Raw genomic sequence first — 19,706 nt, forward strand, 5'->3', positions numbered from 1 at the left:
GACGCTTTGTCATGACCCTAATAACAAAAACCTCTATCACAGTAGTTGTCAGCCTTTTCCTTACCGCATGTGGCGGCAGTTCGTCGCCAAATACACCGACGCCACCGCCATCTCCACCACCTACACCACCTTCTGGCGTGGTCAACACAGTCTATGATGCACAAATCACCGTCGAAAAGCTTTACCTTGACGGCGACGCACAACTAGCCGGTGCGACCGATGGTTTTTACTGGCGCGCAAACGCTGAGGCAAGCTGGGAGAACCGCTCGCCGGTGGACGCTTACGTCAGAGGCATTGCGATTATTGCCCCGAGCCACTACATTGTCGCCTTGCAGCCCGATGGTGAATCGCCCTACTCCGAGCCAGCCCCGCTCTACGTGACACAAGACAGTGGCGCTAGCTGGAATCGCATCAACCATGATTTCGGCGGCTCAGACCACGCACCGATTTATGGCCTGTCCTACGATCAAAGTAGCGACTCGCTGTATGGTATTGGTATGGCGGCGTTCGCCGTTTCCAACAGCTCGGCAACCCATTGGACCTTACTTGACGGCGACTGGGATAGCATTGCAACAGGGCTGCACTTAATCGAACCACACCCGAGCCAAAATATCGTTTGGTTTGGTGGACAAGGCGCAATTGAAAATGGCTACCTAAGCCGCTACTCCACCGTTGACGGGCAGGTAACGACCTGGTCTGACTTGTTTCCAAACCCTTCCACTTATTTTGGCGGCTTGATTCACCCCAGTGACACCCAAACCGTCATTTTCGGCGCCGAGGGCGGACTCGCGCTCAGCCGAGACAATGGCGCTACTTGGGAAAAGCCACTAGGTGACGTTGATTACACGTTTTACTGGGATATCGTGATCGATGAGAACGGCACCTTATATACCGCAAGCTACGATAAAAGCGGGGCTGAGCAACCGCTTGAGGTTTTATGCAGTAGCGACAACGGCGCGAATTGGCACAGCAATGACCTTTCGGACGAAGTTGCAAAAGGCGGAGTGAAGAGCTTAATGATCGTAGAGCTCGATACGAGCACCGAGCTCTACCTGGGACTCTGGGACAACGGTATCAAATCGGTTGCCACCAGTGATCTAGACTGCGGTTAATCAGAGCTATTAACGCGTTCGACCCACTCGGTCAGCAAACGCACACCATAACCATTACCACCAGCCGGATGGATGCCATTCGCGCTGGTGCTATACGCATTGCCCGCCATATCGATGTGAATCCATGGCGTGTCTTTGGCAAAGTGCTGAAGGAAACGTGCACCGGCCTGAGCGCCTGGTGAGCCCACGTTTTGAACATCGGCAAGCCAGCTATCAATGATTCCTTTATACGGACCCAGAGGCAATTGCCAAACCAGTTCCTCGGTGGTTTCACCGGCGTCCTTCATGGCTTCAAGAAGTTCGTCGTGCTCTGAGAAAACAGCAGAATAATCGCGGCCCACCGCCCCTACTTTAGAGCCTGTTAACGTGGCAATATCAGCAATTGCCCGCGCATTGAGCTTGTCACGCGCAAACCAAATACCATCGGCCAATATCAAGCGCCCTTCAGCGTCGGTATTCACCACTTCAATATGGGTTCCATCACCCGCCACTAATACGTCTCCAGGCAAGGTTGCGGTTTCAGAGATCAAGTTATGCGACAAGGGTACAACACCTGCCACATTCACATCAGATTGCTTACCTGCAAGGGCCATTACCGCGCCAAGCACGGCAGCACCACCGGCTTTGTCCGTTTGCATACGCACAATAGAGCTACCCGAGGTTTTTAGGTTGTAGCCGCCCGTATCGAACGTATTGCCTTTACCGACAAGCGCCAAAGGTGCTTCGTCGCCACCGCCATGATATTCCACCACAAGCAAGTAAGATTTATGCACGCTGCCAGCGCTGACACCATAAAGCGCCCCCATACCCATCTCTTTAACTTGTTCAGGCGTATAAACCGTGGCTTTGATGTCGTAGTTACTGACTGCTTTTTGCGCCAGCTCGGCAATCGCTTGTGGGTAGCCGTCGCCACCAGGTAAATTAATAATATCGCGCGCAACAAACATGCCGTGGGCTAACGGCCGCGTTTGCTGATAGGCCATGGCCGCAGCGTCACCATTGTCACCATGCCAGTGCACCCGGTAGTCGGGCCGTGCCGGTGGCTCGCTTTTATATTTGTCAAAGCGATAGTTGCGCAAGTCCATACCGTGGGCCATCGATGCAATTTGCTGTTCACTGTAGCCTTTGGCATGTACCACGACCGATTCGGTTGTGTCTGACAGCTGAGCAGCTAAACCTGCGCCCAGCTCTTCGGCTTGTGCGCGCGATAGTGACTCACCAGTGCCCACGACCCATAAACGTTTCGCATAGAAACCAGGTAAGGCCAGCAATTCAACTTGCTGCCCTTGCTCGCCATTAAAGCCTTCGAGGTCGAGCGCAGCTTTAATCATTCTGCGGGTCGCTGCATCCCACATTTGTGGTAACTCAATGCCAGCTTCTGCAAGTTCCGGTACCAAAAACACCAGTACGTCGGCATCATCAATGTGCTTGTGCTCAAACTTGTTTTGCGTTTGCACATAGTCACTAAACTTCGCTTGCGCCTGCACCTCTGGTGCACCAAACCCAGCGGCCAATGCCGCACTCATCAAAACTGCTTGAATACCTACTTTCAAACTCATGGATAAAGCCCTCAGTTCACTGACAACGGGGCCTTAACATGCCCCACAAGCAGAGCTAAAACAAGCGATTAATCGACGAAGTGGGTAGACAATGCGTCCATTTTTCCCTAGAATCCACGCCTGCTTGTTCGCAAGCACTTACACTTCTTATTTGATGCGCACCCGTAGCTCAGCTGGATAGAGCGCTGCCCTCCGGAGGCAGAGGTCACAGGTTCGACTCCTGTCGGGTGCGCCATTTTTACAGGCCTGTGGCGCGCCTTCGCGTCTTTATAGTGCCGATAACTCAAAAAGTCCCACAGTTAGTCCCACACTTTTGTAAATTTCGCTGATTTGTCTTGGGGCTGTCGTTTTGTCTTTTTATGGTGTCCTGGGACATGGTTTTGTCTTTTGGGACAGGACAACGAAAAAGACAAAGTACCAATTTAGCTTCTCCATCAACCGTACCTTCCAATCATCAAGCACGCAATAAGCCTCACCGAATATAGCTTCATACTTGATCATGTAATCCGCTTGGTCTTTGGCGGCGTCCCAAATACCCAAGAATACCGCTAAGGCAACGTTTGCGTGAGGTGCGGGAAGCGTAATCCACATACGAGAACCGTTATTCCGGTAGTTAAGCTCGCCCTCCTCAATATGCACCTTGGCCCCCGTCCAAAGCTGTTGACCAAATGTTCTTGGTAGTTCCCCTATCACGAGGTAGCGATTACGTTGCTTTGCATAACCGGTAATGCTTTGTTGTGCTTTATCTAAAGCATCGAGAAAAGCAATCTCTTTTTCTCTGTTCCTCTGACAAACCGCTGGCAATGCTTTCGAACTTCTTCTTTAACTGCAAATCTCGAACGCGAACTCCCATAGAGTCTGTAGCCTGTTGATTGCTGAACGCTAAATATTGCAGCATATCGTTGAGTTGCTTCCTAGCACGCGTGCGTGGCCATGTGCTGCGGTTGGACGCTCATCTCCTGCAGGACCTATGTAACGGCCGTCAGTGTCATATAACGCGACCGGTTTTTTATCGATAATGAGAAGGTAATGTTTGATGGGCCCATAGATACCGTGTGAATCGCCACTTACCAGCTAGACATTTTCTTGCCATAGCATGGAGTAGACCGATAACCACTCATCGTAAAGTATATCAATTGATTGACAATATGGTCATTTTTGAATATTGTTTAATGTGCAATTTGCCGATTTTAGTCAATGAGATAATATACAATGAGTGTTAAGAAAACAGTTAAAAAACAATATGTACAGATAGTAGATATCGCTGCGAAGCAGCTTGTATCTCTAAGGAAGCCACCTGAGGGGTGGCTTTCTGTGCTGCGAAAGGCTTTGGGCATGTCTGGGGCACAAGTTGCAATTCGGGCAGGGGTTAGCCGTAATGCCATCTATCAAGCTGAGCGTAACGAGACTGATGGAGCCATTACAATCAAACAGATGCAAAAGTTTGCCGAGGCAATGGGTGGGCGTTTCGTTTATGCCATTGTGCCTGAGAACGGAGCAGTCTCAGATATTATTCAGAAGCAGGCGCGTCGCAAAGCAGAAGACCGCATTAAACGAGCTAGTGCCCATATGGCATTGGAGAAACAATCTTTGACGAGCGAGCAAACGGCGCAGCGTATTGATGACCTCGCAAATGAGCTCATCCGGGATATGCCCGCTGACTTCTGGAAAGTTAAATAATGCTTGAAGAGCCGGATGGAGCAACTCCGCTTGATCCCGATGAAATTCGGGGCCTAAAGTTTAAACACGTTGCGACTCGAGGAGAGCTAGATGAATTGGAGCAGGCCAATATCGAGCAAGGCCTTACCTGGATATCTCGAAGGCGTAGCGGTTCTGTCTTTGATGATGGTTTTATAAGGATTTTACACAAAAAGCTTTTCGGAGATGTTTGGGTATGGGCCGGTGAGTATCGACTTACGGAAAAAAATATTGGTATAGATCCACTTCAAATTGCTGTGCAGTTGCGCATGCTTCTCGCCAACGCAAGCTATTGGGCGGAGCATCAGACTTTTTCGCCTCTGGAAGCGGCGGCTCGTTTTCATCATCGGTTGGTACAGATTCATCTATTTCCTAACGGCAACGGACGGCACGCGCGTATTGCAGCCGACATCATGCTTGAAGAAGTATACAACCATCCACCTATTGCTTGGGCTAGCGGCTTCGATTTACAAGCTGACAATGAACGCCGTGAAGATTATATTGCCGCCCTTCGCGCTGCTGATGCTGGCGATTTCCAGCCACTTTTTACTTTCGTTGAGACCGCTATTTAAGTGTAGTAAGTCTAACACGCCTTGCTAAAGCGGTTGGTCGAGCGTCACCCAGAAGCAGCTTCACTTGTCCTTTATAGGCGTCATTCATACCACTGCCTCCAGTTCTTTTGGCACTGTGATCTGATACTTCGCGACATAAACACCATCAGCTACTATCGAGCGCTTACCGGAGCCTAGGTCCACGTTGTCTAAATTGAGGTAACGCACCCAGTCGTGATTCGCTTTGTCAGCCATATAAAGAAACAGGCGTTTAACCTTGATTGATTTGCAGGCTTCAAGCAGTTTTTGCACGGATGCCGGTCGTAGGTTGTTCAGCCCCTCCATTAACTCATAGACTTCAGTTAACGATTGTGACTTTGGTGCGAGGTATAAACATTCCATGATTGCGCGTGCAGGGTCGGATACCTTCACTTTAAATTGCTTATGCGATAGTTCGATCAAACCAAGCTCCGGCGCTAGGAAATTGGTGAGCGTACATTTTATCGTAAGACCCCAGTCCCGTTTCTTGAACCAAAGCGGTAAATGCTCACCCTGATCGCCAAACAGTTGCGCATGTTTTGGAGAGAGCTCTAAGTAGTGTGATTTGCCCTGCAATGCTAATGCAGTCCTACCCCCTGGATGGACGGACAGACCCAGTTGGGTTTGCAGTGCATAGACAGCCCCCAGATAGTCGACCTGGTCGCCGTAACGGATTAATGCGCCCGTACCGACAGATTCAAACCACTGGCTGTTCTTATAACGCTTTTGCAGATCGTTGCTGTAACCATTATCAACAAGCCAGGCAGAGCAAAGCACAACCCCGGCGGGTTGGTCTCTGAGTAGTTTGTTTAATTTAGATGATGATTCGGTACTCATAGTGCTAACCTACTATAATTTATAAACCTGGTTAACCCTGAGTTTATATTATTTTATATTTTGGCGCTATTAGTGCGTAACGAAAGCAAATTTTAAACTGCGAGGCTGGTTGTGGATTGATGCTTAACCAAAGAAACAAGCATACCGATCTTCTTTCACAAGCTTTAAAAACTCACTAAGTCGCTTCACCTTTGGTTTTGGCTCATAAGCATGCCAAATTTTGCGTTTTTACGTAGGTTGTTTTTGCGACCGGCAGCTCCATGGTTTCAGAAGGGTTTTGCCATGGCAGATTACCTAAAGCAGGAAAAGAAAGCGTGATTTTAACCAAATACATCCGATTTATACAGGAGGTTCAGTAGCCGAACGTCTGGCTAAATGGCCTCGTTAAATTATTCCTGAGATCGTTTTATTACTTGGCCTGCACGGTTGCTGCCTTCTCGCGCCATTAAACGCTTTGAGCAGACTCTCTTTTCAAATTCTATGAATTCCTTGTTCAAGAGTTGAGGTCAACTTAAAATCACAGCCCTTAGCGGCCACTACTAATATTATCTGGCAATTTATTCTTAGTCAGTGCAGTTAAAGCCAGCTAACTTGCTGGCCTTATACTTAGTTACATTCTGGGCCCATGACACGTTTTAGGTGAGTCAAGACAGTATCCATTGTTTCCTTGTTATAACTGTAATGGCCTCCATCCAAAGCGACATGCAACACGGGTTGCTCATAGCTTGTCTCTGACAGCCTTTGCTCAATTTTATTAGCCATTTCGAATGAAGGCCAAATTTGGTCTTGCTTTGCTGAAACCAGCGTGACCGAACCCTTGATCTTCTCGACAGGAATAGCAGCAGCGTGTAAATCTTTTGCGGAAGCTTCCGATAAAGCGTCAGTAAAAGCAGCTCGGTACTCGCCGGTAAAAATACCGGATAGCATATCAAAGGATAATAAAGGGGCCTCAATGTAAGGTAGTGGCTGTCCATCGATGCTCCAGCTGGAGTAGCTCATCGGCGTTTTCACTGCATTCCAGGCAACATGACTCGGGTATGCAGCGACGATGTGATTAATCGTATTAAAATGACTGCCAAGCAACAAAGATAATTCTGCACCTTTTGAAAAACCGAGAAGTGCAACACACTGCCCTTTAATACTCGGGTCTTCAGTTATTGCCTTAATACGCGCGTCAATTTCGTTTAAAGACAGCTCAATAGGGCTATCGGGCGTTCCCGCTGTATCAAAGTAGCCCATTGATGCGACAGAGAATCCATAATCGTGATATCTATCCATCAACGGCTTCATAGTTGGATTAGCAAAGTAATTACCACCGTCACTTCCCCCTACCAAGATGACTAACGGGTGTGCTACGCCGTCGCTAATGTAATTGGTGTATAAATCAGGTTGTGGTGCGTTTTCGCAGGACGCAAGAGCCCCCACCAGTAAAAATGGTGTTATTAATTTTTTCATTGTTGTTCCTTATTATTTTTTAGGGTTAAGCACTACATCGTTAAGTGCTTTTTTAGTTGGCGTGCGCCATTACGGCTGGTTAATACTTCCAGCTCGGAGTGAATAAATCGTAAGAGCAAGCGCCCATTAAGCCAGCGCTCGGCTTCGCTCAATCGAAGCCGATTAATGATTGCGCCACGATGGACACGAAAAAAGTGTGCTGGCAGTTGTTGCTCCAGCTCAGTTAATGTCTTGTCTAGAGGGTAAGTCTGCGAACCGCAATGGGCCACTTGCGTGCCGTTGTCGATAATAATGGCATCGATATCCTCAATTCTTACGTTTCTCATACGTTGCCCGACCTGACTAATCAATGTTTGTGGCAGCGTTTGGGCTCGTTTTAGCCGCAGTCGCTCAGCGACTCGTTCAAGTGCGAGCTGAAGTCGTTGTAGATTAATCGGTTTGAGAACGTAATCAGCGGCGGCACCGTTGAAAGCTTCAACGGCATAACGACTGTGTGCCGTTGTAAAGATAACTTCACTAGTGCAGTGTTGCTGGTTTAATTGCGACAGAACATCGATTCCACTTAGGCCTGGCATATTAATATCGAGTAAAATGACATCGGGTTGAGACTCTGAAAGACGCTGAAAAAGCTCCTCTCCGGACCTTAGCTCGGCTTCAATACGCCACTCGGGTAATGGACTTATAAGCTGATTCAACTTCAGTCTGCTTGCATATTCATCGTCAACGATAAAAAGGGTATTAACCATGATTGGACTCCAAGCTGATAGTGACAACCGCTCCCTTAGACTCTGGGTCATTCGACAGCTGGATATTAGCGTGACGCATAAGCCCAATCCGTTGGATGGTTGTACTCAAACCGACTCCCGAATGCTTTAGATCGTCAGGTTGACTCGTCAGCATTGCATCAGGAAAACCGGGACCATTATCGCGGATAATGATCTGCAGAGCACTGCCATGAGTTTTGTATTTTAAAGTCAACTCAATTGGAAACTGGGTGGCATGTTTAATTGAGTTTTCCAGCAGTGGCTGCAACAAAAACGGTGGAATTTGCACATCCAGAATTGCTTCATCAATGTCTATATCTATCTTCAAATCGTCACCGAGCCTAGCCAGCTCAATATTTAGCCACTTTTGTAATATCATTAATTCATGCTTGAGGCTGATAGTATCGACATTATTGGTGTCGAGGATATGTCGCAGCACGGACGCTAAATCGTCAGTCAACAGCTCTGCTTTTTCCGGATTCGACGTAATGAAAGCCGTTAACGTATTAAGGCTGTTAAACAAGAAATGAGGATGCAAAGCATGCTTGAGTTGATTCAACTCAGCGTGCTGGCGCAGCAAACGTTCGATTTGTAATGCTTTGTAGGCTCTATAGGCGCGATAAAGAATATAGGTTCCAATAGCCCAGGGAATTGACATGAAAAAGACATCAAGCCAACCAAAGTTAACAGCTGAGTAAATGCCTGCCAGAGCAAAACCCCAGATTCGATAGCCGATATAAAAGCAACCAAACCATAGAAGTAACTCATAGAGAATATTCTTGATGCCAAGCCTTTTGATAGCGAATATGGCCGAAGAAATGGGTACCCAAAATAGGAAAACAATCGCAACAACTCCAGCTAACAGAGCGTCACTGGTTCCAGCCTGCCCTCGTTGCCACCAATCGAGAAAGGTAATAGTAGCACTGATAAAGCTTAACCCGAGTAATGCAATAAACAGTTCTTTTTTAGTGAGTTCCGGCATCGATATGTCCGCTGCTTTGGTTATGCAGACATTATTAAAGCCCTGAAGCTGAGTGTCACTGAGTTTCTGACTGAATGGTTAAATTAACGTGTTGAACTGTCAGCCATATAAAGAAATAGGCGATTCACTCGTATAGTGAACCTGTTACACTCAATCAGTGTCTTAGCCTATACGAAGATGGCGTAATAAGCGCCGGCACTTTTAGAAAGGCGAGAACGTGCTTAAACCTAAGATTGTGGTCCCCCAACAGTTCATTCATGAGCATCCGATTGCCGATGGTGAAGACTTCGGCGTGCTGTGCTGGAATACCCAGAAGTTGACCGAAACACTTAAGTTTCAACGGGCGCTCGCACACACTTTAGCTGATTACCCTTGTTTATTTTTATTGCTCCAAGAAGCCAAGCTGAGTGCTAAAGAGAATTGGTTGTTACCGCATTGGTCTTATGCTGTGGCGCCGAATATGCAAACGCGACGGTCGACATATGGCGTCCTCACCGCTAGCCAATATGCCTTCGCCGAAGCTCAGCCGCGACTAAGCAACAAGCGCGAGGGTATGTTCGCAACGCATAAAAGTTACATGCTCTCGCATCACGCGTTGGCAGAGGGTGGTTCTTTGTTAGTCGTCAACGTGCATGCCGTTAATTTTGTCAGCACAAAGCAGTTTTCTAAAGAGATCGACCTTATTAAAACGGAACTATTAGGGCACCAAGGCCCGCTCATCGTGGCGGGTGACTTTAACGTGTGGAGCCGGCAACGCCGCTTACGCTTGCTGCAATTCTGTCGCAGCATTGGTCTGCGCCAGGCGATTATGGTTGACCCGCACCTTATCAAAACCTATCGGCAACACCCGCTCGATTTCATTTTCTATCGCGACCTTACCCTGCAAGAAACGGCCGCGGTCGATACCAGCACGGTATCCGACCATAACCCTCTCTATGCGCGGTTTAAGTTATAGCAGCATGCGATTTAGTCGTGATCGCGCGAAAATGGACTTACCAGCTTTCACTAAACAGTCTCAATATTCTTAAAGTTCGCCTTTTCAAAGCAGGCCGCAAATTCAACTACTGTCGGCAAACTGCCGCACAAATGCCGTAGTGGTTTTTGTAAATTGTGGTATTTTCTAAGTCATCAATTAGTTTTAATCAAGGGCTGACTACCGCATGACTATTAATAGCGAAAAAGTAAAACAGCTACGCGCTGAGAAGGGCTGGTCACAAGAGCAGTTGAGTGAGTTATGTGGGGTAAATTTAAGAACTATTCAGCGACTTGAGAAAAGAGGCAGCGCATCGCCAGAAACCATAAAAGCATTGGCTGCGGTCTTTGAAGTCAGCGTCGATGCATTGCTGCGCCCGCTGGAAAATAGCCCACAAGGCGCAGCAGCGAGCGTACTCAAGACACTTAAAAATTTCGATAACTTCCTGGCTCGCTCTGGGCGTTATGAGTTTTGGTGGTTTTTCTTATTTTTTGTCTTAATGCTTGCGCTTGCGGAAACAGTACATACCGTACTGGCGAGCATTATCGCAATTATTTTGCTCGTTCCTTTCTTGGCAGTTTCAACCCGCCGCCTAAGAGACGCCGGTCAGAGTATCTGGTGGCAATGGATGTACCTCGTGCCGTTTGGTGGACTTTTAGTGCTTTATTTCTTGGCTATGCCGAGTTTAGACCGCTCGCAAGCTATGCCTCGCTAAAAAGGTGTGTAGGTTATCAAAATCGGCAAGCCGCCGTTCATCGGCAGTCAGTCGTGCTCGCGCCAAATTCGAAAACGAACGACCATATACCAAACAAAGCCCACAACGAACGTGAGTAGCGCTAAAATATTTAGCTCATTGCGTTGTTCATAGTCGTCGCCAGTGAGGTAAAACCATAGCAAGCCAACCACCACCAAAATCAGCGCTACAACGCCTTCTATTTGCAGGCTTTTCGACGTGTTTTTCGTGGTTATTTTGCTTTGTTTAGGATGCTTTTGTTGCGCAGGTTTATCGGATTTCACATAGCCACAAGCAGGACAGCTGTAGTTGTTATCTAGCACTTGATCTTCGCATTCTGGACATTTCTCGATAGCCATAGCATTACCTCTTATGCATTTACTGGAAGCATGGTCAACTTAGTGGAAATGTTCAAGTCTCGATATTTATTGCTATTAGGCGAGCAACCTCTTTAACCACAGTTTCATTCATCGTATTAAACGTTCTGTGGTCAAATGCATCTCGCCCAAACGACGTAACCATTACGTCGGGAAGCGCTTTGGTAAACGGGCAGCCGTCCTTTTCGGCATCGATGACCGTTCTCGCAATTCGGTCGTACTCATCGAAACACTCATTCTCTTTACAGCATGTGTTTGCCAGGTCGAGCTCATATAAAGCCTCAGAGAGGTAGCTTGAGAACAAGTCTTCAGCTTTGCTGAGCTCTTGTTGAGCTATTTTTTCAGCATAGTCACTGCTACCAGCGGCCTTGTCTTGTCCGTCACCCCCCAAAGGCGACACTCCCAGTTGCCGACGTCGCTCGTTTACTTTGTTGGTGTACTCTTCTGACATCGGGTTGATGCCGCGCCGCCGATCCTTTGCGTCAGAGATTGAGTCTCCCATGAAGTCATATTCTTCAGGAAACAGCCAGCCATGAACGAGGATCTTCAAACGTCCCTTGAGTAAATCTTGCAAGAAATAGTGCTGTTTATTTTTCACTCGTCACCTCCCCTTCAAACCGAGTAGAACTTTGAATCACAAAGACCAGCGTCATCTAATCTGTAGCCCACCATTTTTCCATTGTCTGCTACAGACCAATCGACACAGGCAATTGATTTTGATTGCAGGCTCGGGCGCCCTTTCATCCAATAGTGACCTATGAATAGGGGCTTCTGGTTGTCGTAACCCGGCATCGTGTCCCCTGGCACTTGGTGTTCCGGCAGGTTTGATGGATCTTCAACGCCAACCGCAAGCGCTCTGTAGCTGCGATCATCCTCTCTCCACCACTTGGTTCTAATCTCAGTTCGCTCGTTTTTATCTTTGTCTAAAAATGAATAGCCCGGAGGAAGTGGTACTTCCCAGCCTTTGCAAAGCACCTCTATTGCGTCATAAAGTTCATGACCTTTGGTATTCGCAGCGCTCCATGCATCGGAATGAAGCACGCCATCAGAAGCATAGTCATCTAGTACCGATAACGAGGGTTCGTGCCAACACGCATGCACGACGCGCAGCTCAGGCAAATCCAAATAGATGGGTAAGGTTTTAAACCACTCGATGGTATCGCTGTACCAACCTGCATCTTGCGTTGCTTCGTTTAGGAAAGCCTGATGTTGATCAAAGTTTTTATCTGAGTGTTCTCGCAAGTGGTTGCCATCTTCGTCTTCTGTGGCCCAAGCGACTGCATTAAATTCATGATTGCCCATGATGCAAACAGCAGAGTCTGCTTCGCACATGCGCTTTATGACTTCAACTGAGCGCTGCTGCTGCGGCCCCCGATCGATTAAATCTCCGACTGAAACTAAGATTCGCTCAGGATGACGATAAACGCCGTTACTTTCCCGATACCCCATTTTGCTGAGCAACGCTTCAAGTTCGTCAGCGTGCCCATGAATATCTCCAATAATGTCGTACATTAATACTCCGTTTTTCTGGGTTGTTTTCAGCTGCTGTCGATCACTCTGCTCTGTGTCTTCGACACGTACCGTCGCACTGGAATCAGCCAATATGCACTGAGGCACGGGCTGGACATGGTTTTTCATCGTCAGCAGCGGAAATATAGCGCCCGTCGGTGTCATAAACCGCCACGGGTTGTTGGTCGATAATGAGAAGATAGTGCTTGATGGGCCCATAGACACCGTGGATTCCGTTGCGATCGCTGGTAATAGCTTGCGCGATAAATGGCTCGCCGTTTCCAGCCTTTAACGACGTATAGTGCTGGGTGATATCAAGCACATGTAAACGGTAAGGGCCAATAAGTGCCGCGAAGGTGATCTGCCGAGGGCGGCTACTGATAAAAACACGTTCAAGGTAGGCCTTTGGGGCTGTTTCAAGGCTATAGTTGTGAGGGTGGCTCATTTCTTCGTCTCCAATATTTGCGGTTAAAAGGTGCAAATAAAGAGAGCAACACAATGCGTCTGAAGGTTCCTGGTGATACTTTGTCAGGCACATCCCAAGCCGTTGCTTGGTGACCACCTTGCCCAGACAGGCAGGTTGGCGAGAGCGTTGCTCTTCTCTTAATGCGGTACTGACGATAGCATATAGACGTCTAGACGTCTACAAGTATTATCACCCTCGCCATTTCATACATCGTACTTTGCGTACGATCGTATTCCCCCGTAAACTGCTAGGTAAACCTAACTAACGCACAAAGGTGGAGTGATGCACGGCGAATATAAAGTTCCTGGCGGCAAACTGGTCGTGGCCGACATTGAAGTAGCGAACAAAAGTATCAGTCACGCCAGTATCTCGGGTGACTTTTTCCTCGAGCCCGACTCGGCCCTTGCTAGTATCAACCAAGCCTTACTTGGCCTCCCCAGCGATGCCAGTCATAAAGTGATTACAACGGCCGTGGCCGAGGCATTAGACGACGATGTTGTGATGTTTGGCTTCTCTGCCGAAGCGGTTGCCACGGTCGTACGTCGCGCCTTGGGTAAAGCCAGTAGCTGGCTTGATCATACCTTTGAGTTAATTCCGCCAGTAACACTCCCAGCTGCGCAACATGCAGCCTTAGATGAGGTCATTGCAAACTCAGTCGCTAAAGGTGAGCGTGGGCCGACACTAAGATTCTGGGACTGGGATGACCGCGTGGTGGTTATCGGCTCCTTTCAATCGGTGAAAAATGAAGTAGATATGGCCGCGGCGCAAGCCGAGCAAGTTAATGTCGTGCGCCGTATTACCGGTGGCGGTGCCATGTTTATGGAACCAGGTAACTGTATTACCTACTCGCTTACCGTGCCCACCTCGTTAGTCGACGGCATGAGTATCGAAAAGTCGTATCAATTCTTAGATGCATGGGTGATTTCGGCACTCGCCGAGGTCGGTATCAAGGCGCACTATGTGCCACTGAACGATATCGCCTCAACGGAGGGTAAAATTGGTGGTGCCGCGCAAAAGCGTTTTGCGAACGGCGTTGTGGTTCACCACGCTACCCTCGCCTATGATATCGACGCTAATAAAATGCTGCAGGTATTACGTACTGGACGGGAAAAACTCTCTGACAAAGGCATTACCAGTGCCAATAAACGGGTTGACCCGATGCGTAGCCAAACCGGTCTAGCTCGAGATGAAATTATTGATGCTTTCATGCGTCAGTTTGCGGCCATTTACAACACCCAGAACGGTGACTACTTAGCTCATGAACTGGACGCAGCAAAAGACCTTGTAACGCATAAGTTTCTTTCCGACGAATGGCTGTACAAGGTCAGCTAAGGCATCAGTGCAAACACGATAAGAGCGGCTAGGCTGGCCGCTCTCGTTGTAAGGTAGTTAGTAACACTAGCGGCACAATAATCAGCGTTGCACCTATATAGAAGCGCATTTCGGGCTGCTCAGCAAAAAAGATAATACCGACCACTACAGCCCCGACCAAGCCCGTGTATTCGGCGCTCGATACAACATTACTTTGCGCAGCGCGGTAGGCAAATACGCACGTTGCCGCATACACCAAAACAAAAACACTTGAGCCTAACGCTAGGCCAAGCATTTGCCAATTCCATGATGCCCCTTCCAGCAAGGCGCCTATCGCACCGAGCGGCAATGCGAACACTGAGGTATAAAACAAGGTTTCCAGTACACCATGATGCGCCGGCAGCTTTTTAATCAGTAAATTATTGACCGCTAAAGAAAACGCGACGACTAAGGCCGCAACAACAAAGCCGTTTACCTCGCCGGGGTTGACGATCACAAGTACCCCACAAAGGCCCAGTACCGATGCCATCAAGGCAAGGAACGAAACGCGTTCGCGAAAGAACAGTACCGCCAAGATCACCGTTAATAGAGGTGCCGCATAAAACACAGCATTTGCGGTTGCCAACGGTAAGGTCGTTAACGACAGCACCATACATAATGAACCGATGAGCCAAATGTGTGATCTGACCATATGCCAACGTAGTTGTGATGGCTTCAGTGGCTTACGCAGCCATAACATAAAGGGTAAAAGTAACACTAACGCACTAAGCTGGCGCATAAAGGCAAACATGAAAGGCGCATCGTGACTCCCCAAAAGCTTGATCATTGAGTCAGATAGAATAGCTACGTTATTTCCGAAAATGAGCATGACCACTGCTTGAATAACGGTCCGATCCATAACGCCTCCTCGATTCTCGTCTGGTCAATGAAGGCGCGATTTTACTTCCATCATTGTATTATTTAAAATGATATATATTCAGCTTGATATGAGGTATATCGATACTAATGACCGTTCCGTTTCGCGCAATTCATTACTTCACCGAAGTTGCTAAGTCTGGCAGTTTTTCCAAGGCGGCCGACAAACTATTTGTGACCCAAAGCGCGGTCAGTCACCAAGTTAAGCTACTCGAAGACTACCTCGCTCACCCGTTGTTTATTCGGCGCGGTCGTAGCCTACAACTGACCGCTGTCGGGCGTAGCTTTTTAGACAAAATACAAGCCCCCATTGAAACCATTCAACTGGCATCATCGAGTATCAAAAGCGGCACCGATGGCCGTTTAAGGCTGGCGCTGTTTGGCTCTCTCGCTGTGAAGTGGATCATTCCTGCCATTGATGAGTTTCGCCAGCGTTTTCCTAATATTGAGCTGTCGTTACAGATCCTCACCAACGACGGAGACTTTGATACCCGAACCGCAGACTGCTTCATAACCACGCGCCCGCCGCGTACCGGCTTCATTCGGTGCCATCTTTACGATGAAACCCTCAAACCCTATTGCGCACCAAGTCTCTGGCAGGAAGTACGCGAACTGGAACAGCCGCACGACTTAGCCAAGTATCCGTTACTCTCTGCAGCCTCAACCTTTGCTTCTGGTGCACCAGGGCACGATTGGCAAGAGTGGTTTAGTGCACTCGGTATGCCGAGTATTCCTGCAGGCACGAAAGTGCATCACTTTAGCCATTTGCTACTTGCCGCTGAAGCAGCAAAATACGGTCAAGGCATCGCCTTGTTAAATGAGTTCATGACCACCGCTCGTGAGCGTGAAAGTGAGCTGTTCGAATTGCCCTTTCACCGCATTCGTACCGACGATAGTTTCTACTTTATTTATCCTGAAGCCTATCAGCAGAATCCATCACACGAAGCACTGCGCGACTGGCTAAGTTCGCTTTGTAGTGGCCGCTGGCTAGGCATCACCAGCAGTCCATTAAGCTAGAACTGAAGCGGCTCATCCTCTATAGTCTAATAAGGCCCACCGAAATGAGTTGATGTCACTATGAATAAATCAGTAGCTAGTTTATTGGCATTGAGCTTAACGCTCAGTGCGTGTTCGAAAGCACCGTCAGAAACCACCGAAAAGGCGCAGCCTAACGCCCAAACCAGCTCGGTGTCAGTGAGTCTTGAGAATCTTCATGAAGATATTAAAGTGCTGGCATCTGATGAATTTGGCGGTCGCGGCCCTTTAACAGAGGGCGAGACATTAACCATTAACTATCTCGCCGACGCATACCAGCAGGCTGGCTTAGTAGGCGCTGTCAGCGGTGACTTCCTTCAACCCGTTGAAATGGCCAAAATCACCCCTGATCAGTCGATGAAACTTCAGATTGGCGATCTGACCTTCGATGCCGGTAGCGATTTCACCGCCCGCACTCAACAAATCAAGCACCTTGTTAACCTCGAAGACTCCGACGTGGTATTTGTGGGCTACGGTATTAATGCGCCTGAGCACCAATGGAACGACTTTGCCGACGTTGACGTTGAAGGTAAAACCTTAATTGTGTTGGTGAACGACCCAGGCTTCGCCACTCAAGACGACAATCTTTTTACCGGTAACGCCATGACCTACTATGGCCGCTGGACCTATAAATATGAAGAAGCAGCGCGTCAAGGCGCCTCGGCGGTATTTATTGTGCACGAGACCGCGCCAGCAGCCTACCCATGGAGTGTCGTGGAAAGTTCAAACACGGGTAGCAAATATGCGTTAGTCGATGACACGAACAATGCGTCACAGCTACCGATCATGGGTTGGATCGATGTTGACGCAGCACAGGCAATTTTTGCACAAGCGGGCTTCGATTACGCGCAAATGAAAGAACACGCTTTAACACCTGATTTCAAGGCGGTGGCACTTAATAGTCAAGCGAACCTAAAGTTACGTAACGAGCTTGATATGGCAAAATCACATAATGTGGTGGCGCAACTTACTGGTAGCGAGCAACCTGACGAATATGTGATTATCAGTGCCCACTGGGACCATTTCGGTACTAAGGAAGGCGCCGATGGACCAATGGTCTTCAATGGTGCAGTGGACAATGCCACAGGAACTGCCGCGACCTTAGAAATTGCGCGAATAATGGCTAATATGCACGCGCAAGAACCCTTTAAACGGTCGCTTATTTTTGTCAATTTCACCGCTGAGGAAACGGGCTTAATTGGCTCTGAACAATTTGCCAACGGCAGCGTTGTACCCACGTCGCAAATGGTGGCCTTACTAAATATTGACGGTATGAACGTATTACACGAAACCGACTACATATTGCAGTACGGTAACGGACTCTCGGAAATGGAAGACTATTTAGCTGCCGCGGCCAAAGCGCAGAATCGAACCGTTAAAATGGACCCACGGCCGCAAAATGGTCTGTTCTTTCGGTCGGACCATTTTTCGTTGGCCAAACAAGGCGTGCCGAGCTTACTGTTCATGAGTTTGGGTGATACGGACCCCGATTACATCACGCACAAGTATCACAAAGTGACCGACGTTTATGCACCAGATTGGCCTCTTGACGGCATGCAGCAAGACATTGAGCTTATTGTCGACATCGCAGCGCAACTCGCCAACAATGGTGACTGGCCAAAATGGCAGGCTGAGTCTGATTTCAAAACCCGTCGCATGGAAGATCAGCGATGAATTAACATATGTCCGATCAGTCCCAGTAGAAAGCCTAATACAGCGCCAAGAGCCGGCATCCATGCATTAGTGAGCTTGGCTTGCGGCGCTATATCTTCAAATACTAGGTACAAAATGCCACCACTGGCAAACAACATAATACCGCCCAGTATCATTGGGCTATCGGCCAGCCAAAAATAGCCTGCAAGACCTCCAAGTGGGCCTAATAAGGCCATAGCGGCAAATAGGGCGACAATTTTGTTCGCAGAATAGCGTGAGTGTTCAGCAATCTCTTCTAGCGCGTTGAAGCCTTCGGGTAAGTTTTGCAACACAATCAGTACCGCAAGTAAAATACCGGTATTCTGCCCTGTTGCGAACGCAGCACCTAACGCAATCACTTCAGGTAGGAAGTCAGATAGCATGGCCACCATCTGGCCGGCCGAACTTTTGCTTTTTGCCAGCTGAATATCAAGCAGAAAAAAGGCGACACCGCCGCCAAGAAACAGCAGTGCTGCCGGTAATATCGGCAGGTTCGCGCTACCATCGGGCACCAATACAAGCGCTATGGCGGAAATTAACGCACCGCCACCAAAGGCAACAATAAAATGCCGCCACTCGGACTTTAACCATGCCGGATGGAGTTGATCAAAGCGCGCAAAAAGCGCCCCTACCGGCATAGCAAGGCCGGCACATAATGAGAAAATAATCACCACAACAATATCAGACATGGTTTACCTCATTCGTTTATAGCTTTGGAAATTTCTGTTCTATGCTTCCGGTAAGCTTTGGCATTGCACGCGCAATGCTTCAACAAAACTCTTGGCTGCTGGGCCTAAGCGATCGCCATCTTTAAAAGTGAGGTACAATTGTGCATAGCGTTTTGCATTTTCTTGCAGCGGAAGCGGCTGTAAACGGCCTCCTTCAAGCTGCTCTTCAATTAAATTAAGCGGTAACCAGGCGAACCCAAGCCCCTTACAAATCATATCTATTGACGTTTGAAAGTGGCTTACAGTCCAGCGCTTGTCAGCCTTCAGCCACCCATCATTCGCTTGACTTTCTTTGGCGCCATGTGACGAATCTCTTACGACAATTTGCCGATGGCTTTTTAGGTCGTCTAGCGTTAACTTTCGCTCAAGAGTGTTCAGCGGATGAAGCGGACTCGCTACGGCAACAAACACCACGTGACAAAGGCTTTCATTGAATCCAGCACCCGAGTGAAACGGCGAAATAGCAATTTCCACATCATCGTCTGCAAGTAGCTCACTGGAACCACTTAATATAGACTCTACCACCTCAACTTGAACCAACGGATACAGGTGTGAAACTTGCTCGAGCGCAGAGTACAAAAGCGCCCGAGGAAATACTTCGTCCACCGCTATTTTTAACGAGGTTTCTACGCCGCGACTTAAGGTTAGCGCTATAGCTTCCACATCTCGGGCCTCTTCAAGCAGAAGCTTTGCTCGCCGCAGCATCAACTCGCCGGCTTCGGTTAGAACGGTCTTTCGACCTTCAATTTTAAAAAGTTTTACGCCTAACGATTGTTCAATTTTCCCCACGGCATTGTGAATACTCGACTGGCTTTTATACACGCCCTGAGAGGCTTGATTAAAACCACCGTATTCAACCACCGAGTAAAACATTCGCCACTGCTCTAGCGTCACTTTCAGCATTACATTCTCACTCTTAGTTCGTCCAGTCGGACCGGCATAATGTCACTCATTGGCAACACCGCTTCAT

22 protein-coding genes, 1 tRNA gene and 1 riboswitch are annotated in these 19,706 nt (G+C 48.3%); of the genes, 9 read left to right on the forward strand and 14 right to left on the reverse strand.

Annotation, left to right across the window (positions count from 1 at the left end; translation table 11 throughout):
- Positions 1–11: 11 nt before the first annotated feature.
- Positions 12–1,112: a sialidase family protein gene (locus PSI9734_RS05855; protein ID WP_173920187.1), complete on the forward strand. Its 1,101-nt coding sequence runs from the start codon at positions 12–14 to the stop codon at positions 1,110–1,112.
- Here PSI9734_RS05855 and PSI9734_RS05860 read toward each other — a convergent pair.
- Positions 1,109–2,671, reverse strand: a complete 1,563-nt coding sequence (locus tag PSI9734_RS05860) for a leucyl aminopeptidase family protein (protein ID WP_173920188.1) — start codon at positions 2,669–2,671, stop codon at positions 1,109–1,111. The genes PSI9734_RS05855 and PSI9734_RS05860 overlap by 4 nt on opposite strands.
- 158 nt (positions 2,672–2,829) lie before the next feature.
- On the opposite strand from PSI9734_RS05860, the gene PSI9734_RS05865 reads away from it, so the two are divergent.
- Positions 2,830–2,906: transfer RNA gene (locus PSI9734_RS05865), tRNA-Arg, on the forward strand.
- A gap of 122 nt (positions 2,907–3,028) precedes the next feature.
- On the opposite strand, the gene PSI9734_RS05870 is transcribed toward PSI9734_RS05865, so the two are convergent.
- Positions 3,029–3,475 (reverse strand): hypothetical protein, encoded by a 447-nt coding sequence (locus PSI9734_RS05870; protein ID WP_173920189.1) that lies wholly within the window; start codon positions 3,473–3,475, stop codon positions 3,029–3,031.
- A 408-nt stretch (positions 3,476–3,883) separates the two neighbouring features.
- Between PSI9734_RS05870 and PSI9734_RS05875 the strand changes: the two genes are divergently transcribed.
- Together PSI9734_RS05875 and PSI9734_RS05880 are read left to right on the forward strand one after the other, a co-directional pair.
- Positions 3,884–4,351 carry a mobile mystery protein A gene (locus PSI9734_RS05875; RefSeq protein ID WP_173920190.1) on the forward strand — a complete coding sequence of 156 codons (468 nt, stop codon included), beginning with the start codon at positions 3,884–3,886 and terminating at the stop codon, positions 4,349–4,351.
- Positions 4,351–4,941 (forward strand): mobile mystery protein B, encoded by a 591-nt coding sequence (locus PSI9734_RS05880; protein WP_173920191.1) that lies wholly within the window; start codon positions 4,351–4,353, stop codon positions 4,939–4,941. The genes PSI9734_RS05875 and PSI9734_RS05880 overlap by 1 nt, the downstream gene beginning before the upstream one ends.
- Positions 4,942–5,025: 84 nt before the next feature.
- On the opposite strand, the gene PSI9734_RS05885 is transcribed toward PSI9734_RS05880, so the two are convergent.
- From PSI9734_RS05885 to PSI9734_RS05905, 5 genes are all read right to left on the reverse strand, one after another.
- A complete protein-coding gene (locus PSI9734_RS05885; protein ID WP_173920192.1) occupies positions 5,026–5,796 on the reverse strand; it encodes a type IV toxin-antitoxin system AbiEi family antitoxin in 771 nt (256 codons plus the stop codon).
- A gap of 123 nt (positions 5,797–5,919) precedes the next feature.
- Positions 5,920–6,015, reverse strand: a complete 96-nt coding sequence (locus PSI9734_RS12130; RefSeq protein ID WP_217420763.1) for a DUF3024 domain-containing protein — start codon at positions 6,013–6,015, stop codon at positions 5,920–5,922.
- Between the two features lie 387 nt (positions 6,016–6,402).
- Positions 6,403–7,251 carry an acyl-CoA thioester hydrolase/BAAT C-terminal domain-containing protein gene (locus PSI9734_RS05895; protein ID WP_173920193.1) on the reverse strand — a complete coding sequence of 283 codons (849 nt, stop codon included), beginning with the start codon at positions 7,249–7,251 and terminating at the stop codon, positions 6,403–6,405.
- A gap of 32 nt (positions 7,252–7,283) precedes the next feature.
- Positions 7,284–7,997, reverse strand: a complete 714-nt coding sequence (locus tag PSI9734_RS05900) for a LytR/AlgR family response regulator transcription factor (protein WP_173920194.1) — start codon at positions 7,995–7,997, stop codon at positions 7,284–7,286.
- Positions 7,990–8,997, reverse strand: a complete 1,008-nt coding sequence (locus tag PSI9734_RS05905; RefSeq protein WP_173920195.1) for a sensor histidine kinase — start codon at positions 8,995–8,997, stop codon at positions 7,990–7,992. The genes PSI9734_RS05900 and PSI9734_RS05905 overlap by 8 nt, the downstream gene beginning before the upstream one ends.
- Before the next feature lie 217 nt (positions 8,998–9,214).
- On the opposite strand from PSI9734_RS05905, the gene PSI9734_RS05910 reads away from it, so the two are divergent.
- Both PSI9734_RS05910 and PSI9734_RS05915 read left to right on the forward strand, forming a co-directional pair.
- Positions 9,215–9,952: an endonuclease/exonuclease/phosphatase family protein gene (locus PSI9734_RS05910; protein ID WP_173920196.1), complete on the forward strand. Its 738-nt coding sequence runs from the start codon at positions 9,215–9,217 to the stop codon at positions 9,950–9,952.
- Between the two features lie 205 nt (positions 9,953–10,157).
- Positions 10,158–10,685, forward strand: a complete 528-nt coding sequence (locus PSI9734_RS05915; protein WP_173920197.1) for a helix-turn-helix domain-containing protein — start codon at positions 10,158–10,160, stop codon at positions 10,683–10,685.
- A gap of 47 nt (positions 10,686–10,732) precedes the next feature.
- On the opposite strand, the gene PSI9734_RS05920 is transcribed toward PSI9734_RS05915, so the two are convergent.
- The 4 genes from PSI9734_RS05920 to PSI9734_RS05935 form a co-directional block, all read right to left on the reverse strand.
- Complete coding sequence (locus PSI9734_RS05920) at positions 10,733–11,062, reverse strand: zinc ribbon domain-containing protein (protein ID WP_173920198.1); 330 nt, start codon at positions 11,060–11,062, stop codon at positions 10,733–10,735.
- 52 nt (positions 11,063–11,114) lie between these two features.
- Entirely contained in the window at positions 11,115–11,678 is a 564-nt protein-coding gene (locus tag PSI9734_RS05925) for a hypothetical protein (RefSeq protein WP_173920199.1), read from the reverse strand.
- A gap of 14 nt (positions 11,679–11,692) precedes the next feature.
- Entirely contained in the window at positions 11,693–12,592 is a 900-nt protein-coding gene (locus tag PSI9734_RS05930; protein ID WP_173920200.1) for a metallophosphoesterase, read from the reverse strand.
- A gap of 82 nt (positions 12,593–12,674) precedes the next feature.
- The gene (locus PSI9734_RS05935; protein ID WP_173920201.1) at positions 12,675–13,034 is read right to left on the reverse strand and encodes a hypothetical protein; all 360 of its coding nucleotides are present in this window, start codon (positions 13,032–13,034) and stop codon (positions 12,675–12,677) included.
- Positions 13,035–13,086: 52 nt separating this feature from the next.
- Positions 13,087–13,204: riboswitch (SAM-I-IV-variant riboswitch) on the reverse strand.
- Between the two features lie 133 nt (positions 13,205–13,337).
- On the opposite strand from PSI9734_RS05935, the gene lplAB reads away from it, so the two are divergent.
- Positions 13,338–14,387 carry a lipoate-protein ligase LplAB gene (gene lplAB / locus PSI9734_RS05940; RefSeq protein ID WP_173920202.1) on the forward strand — a complete coding sequence of 350 codons (1,050 nt, stop codon included), beginning with the start codon at positions 13,338–13,340 and terminating at the stop codon, positions 14,385–14,387.
- Between the two features lie 28 nt (positions 14,388–14,415).
- Here lplAB and PSI9734_RS05945 read toward each other — a convergent pair whose 3' ends face one another.
- Entirely contained in the window at positions 14,416–15,264 is an 849-nt protein-coding gene (locus tag PSI9734_RS05945; RefSeq protein ID WP_173920203.1) for a DMT family transporter, read from the reverse strand.
- 107 nt (positions 15,265–15,371) lie between these two features.
- On the opposite strand from PSI9734_RS05945, the gene PSI9734_RS05950 reads away from it, so the two are divergent.
- Together PSI9734_RS05950 and PSI9734_RS05955 are read left to right on the forward strand one after the other, a co-directional pair.
- Complete coding sequence (locus PSI9734_RS05950; RefSeq protein WP_173920204.1) at positions 15,372–16,298, forward strand: LysR substrate-binding domain-containing protein; 927 nt, start codon at positions 15,372–15,374, stop codon at positions 16,296–16,298.
- Positions 16,299–16,358: 60 nt separating this feature from the next.
- Positions 16,359–17,990, forward strand: coding sequence for a M28 family metallopeptidase (locus tag PSI9734_RS05955; protein ID WP_173920205.1), 1,632 nt, complete (start codon positions 16,359–16,361; stop codon positions 17,988–17,990).
- On the opposite strand, the gene PSI9734_RS05960 is transcribed toward PSI9734_RS05955, so the two are convergent.
- Entirely contained in the window at positions 17,981–18,697 is a 717-nt protein-coding gene (locus PSI9734_RS05960) for a ZIP family metal transporter (RefSeq protein ID WP_173920206.1), read from the reverse strand. The genes PSI9734_RS05955 and PSI9734_RS05960 overlap by 10 nt on opposite strands.
- Positions 18,698–18,736: 39 nt before the next feature.
- A complete protein-coding gene (locus PSI9734_RS05965; RefSeq protein ID WP_173920207.1) occupies positions 18,737–19,639 on the reverse strand; it encodes a LysR family transcriptional regulator in 903 nt (300 codons plus the stop codon).
- Between the last annotated feature and the right edge of the window lie 67 nt (positions 19,640–19,706).

The organism is Pseudidiomarina piscicola, from assembly GCF_902806985.1.
Lineage (GTDB): Bacteria > Pseudomonadota > Gammaproteobacteria > Enterobacterales > Alteromonadaceae > Pseudidiomarina > Pseudidiomarina piscicola.

Coding starts and splice junctions, on each gene's coding strand:
- PSI9734_RS05855 (WP_173920187.1), top strand. CDS start 12: ATGACCCTAATAACAAAAACCTCTATCACAGTAGTTGTCAGCCTTTTC.
- PSI9734_RS05860 (WP_173920188.1), bottom strand. CDS start 2,671: ATGAGTTTGAAAGTAGGTATTCAAGCAGTTTTGATGAGTGCGGCATTG.
- PSI9734_RS05875 (WP_173920190.1), top strand. CDS start 3,884: ATGAGTGTTAAGAAAACAGTTAAAAAACAATATGTACAGATAGTAGAT.
- PSI9734_RS05880 (WP_173920191.1), top strand. CDS start 4,351: ATGCTTGAAGAGCCGGATGGAGCAACTCCGCTTGATCCCGATGAAATT.
- PSI9734_RS05885 (WP_173920192.1), bottom strand. CDS start 5,796: ATGAGTACCGAATCATCATCTAAATTAAACAAACTACTCAGAGACCAA.
- PSI9734_RS05895 (WP_173920193.1), bottom strand. CDS start 7,251: ATGAAAAAATTAATAACACCATTTTTACTGGTGGGGGCTCTTGCGTCC.
- PSI9734_RS05900 (WP_173920194.1), bottom strand. CDS start 7,997: ATGGTTAATACCCTTTTTATCGTTGACGATGAATATGCAAGCAGACTG.
- PSI9734_RS05905 (WP_173920195.1), bottom strand. CDS start 8,997: ATGCCGGAACTCACTAAAAAAGAACTGTTTATTGCATTACTCGGGTTA.
- PSI9734_RS05915 (WP_173920197.1), top strand. CDS start 10,158: ATGACTATTAATAGCGAAAAAGTAAAACAGCTACGCGCTGAGAAGGGC.
- PSI9734_RS05920 (WP_173920198.1), bottom strand. CDS start 11,062: ATGGCTATCGAGAAATGTCCAGAATGCGAAGATCAAGTGCTAGATAAC.
- PSI9734_RS05930 (WP_173920200.1), bottom strand. CDS start 12,592: ATGTACGACATTATTGGAGATATTCATGGGCACGCTGACGAACTTGAA.
- PSI9734_RS05935 (WP_173920201.1), bottom strand. CDS start 13,034: ATGAGCCACCCTCACAACTATAGCCTTGAAACAGCCCCAAAGGCCTAC.
- lplAB (WP_173920202.1), top strand. CDS start 13,338: ATGCACGGCGAATATAAAGTTCCTGGCGGCAAACTGGTCGTGGCCGAC.
- PSI9734_RS05945 (WP_173920203.1), bottom strand. CDS start 15,264: ATGGATCGGACCGTTATTCAAGCAGTGGTCATGCTCATTTTCGGAAAT.
- PSI9734_RS05950 (WP_173920204.1), top strand. CDS start 15,372: ATGACCGTTCCGTTTCGCGCAATTCATTACTTCACCGAAGTTGCTAAG.
- PSI9734_RS05955 (WP_173920205.1), top strand. CDS start 16,359: ATGAATAAATCAGTAGCTAGTTTATTGGCATTGAGCTTAACGCTCAGT.
- PSI9734_RS05960 (WP_173920206.1), bottom strand. CDS start 18,697: ATGTCTGATATTGTTGTGGTGATTATTTTCTCATTATGTGCCGGCCTT.
- PSI9734_RS05965 (WP_173920207.1), bottom strand. CDS start 19,639: ATGCTGAAAGTGACGCTAGAGCAGTGGCGAATGTTTTACTCGGTGGTT.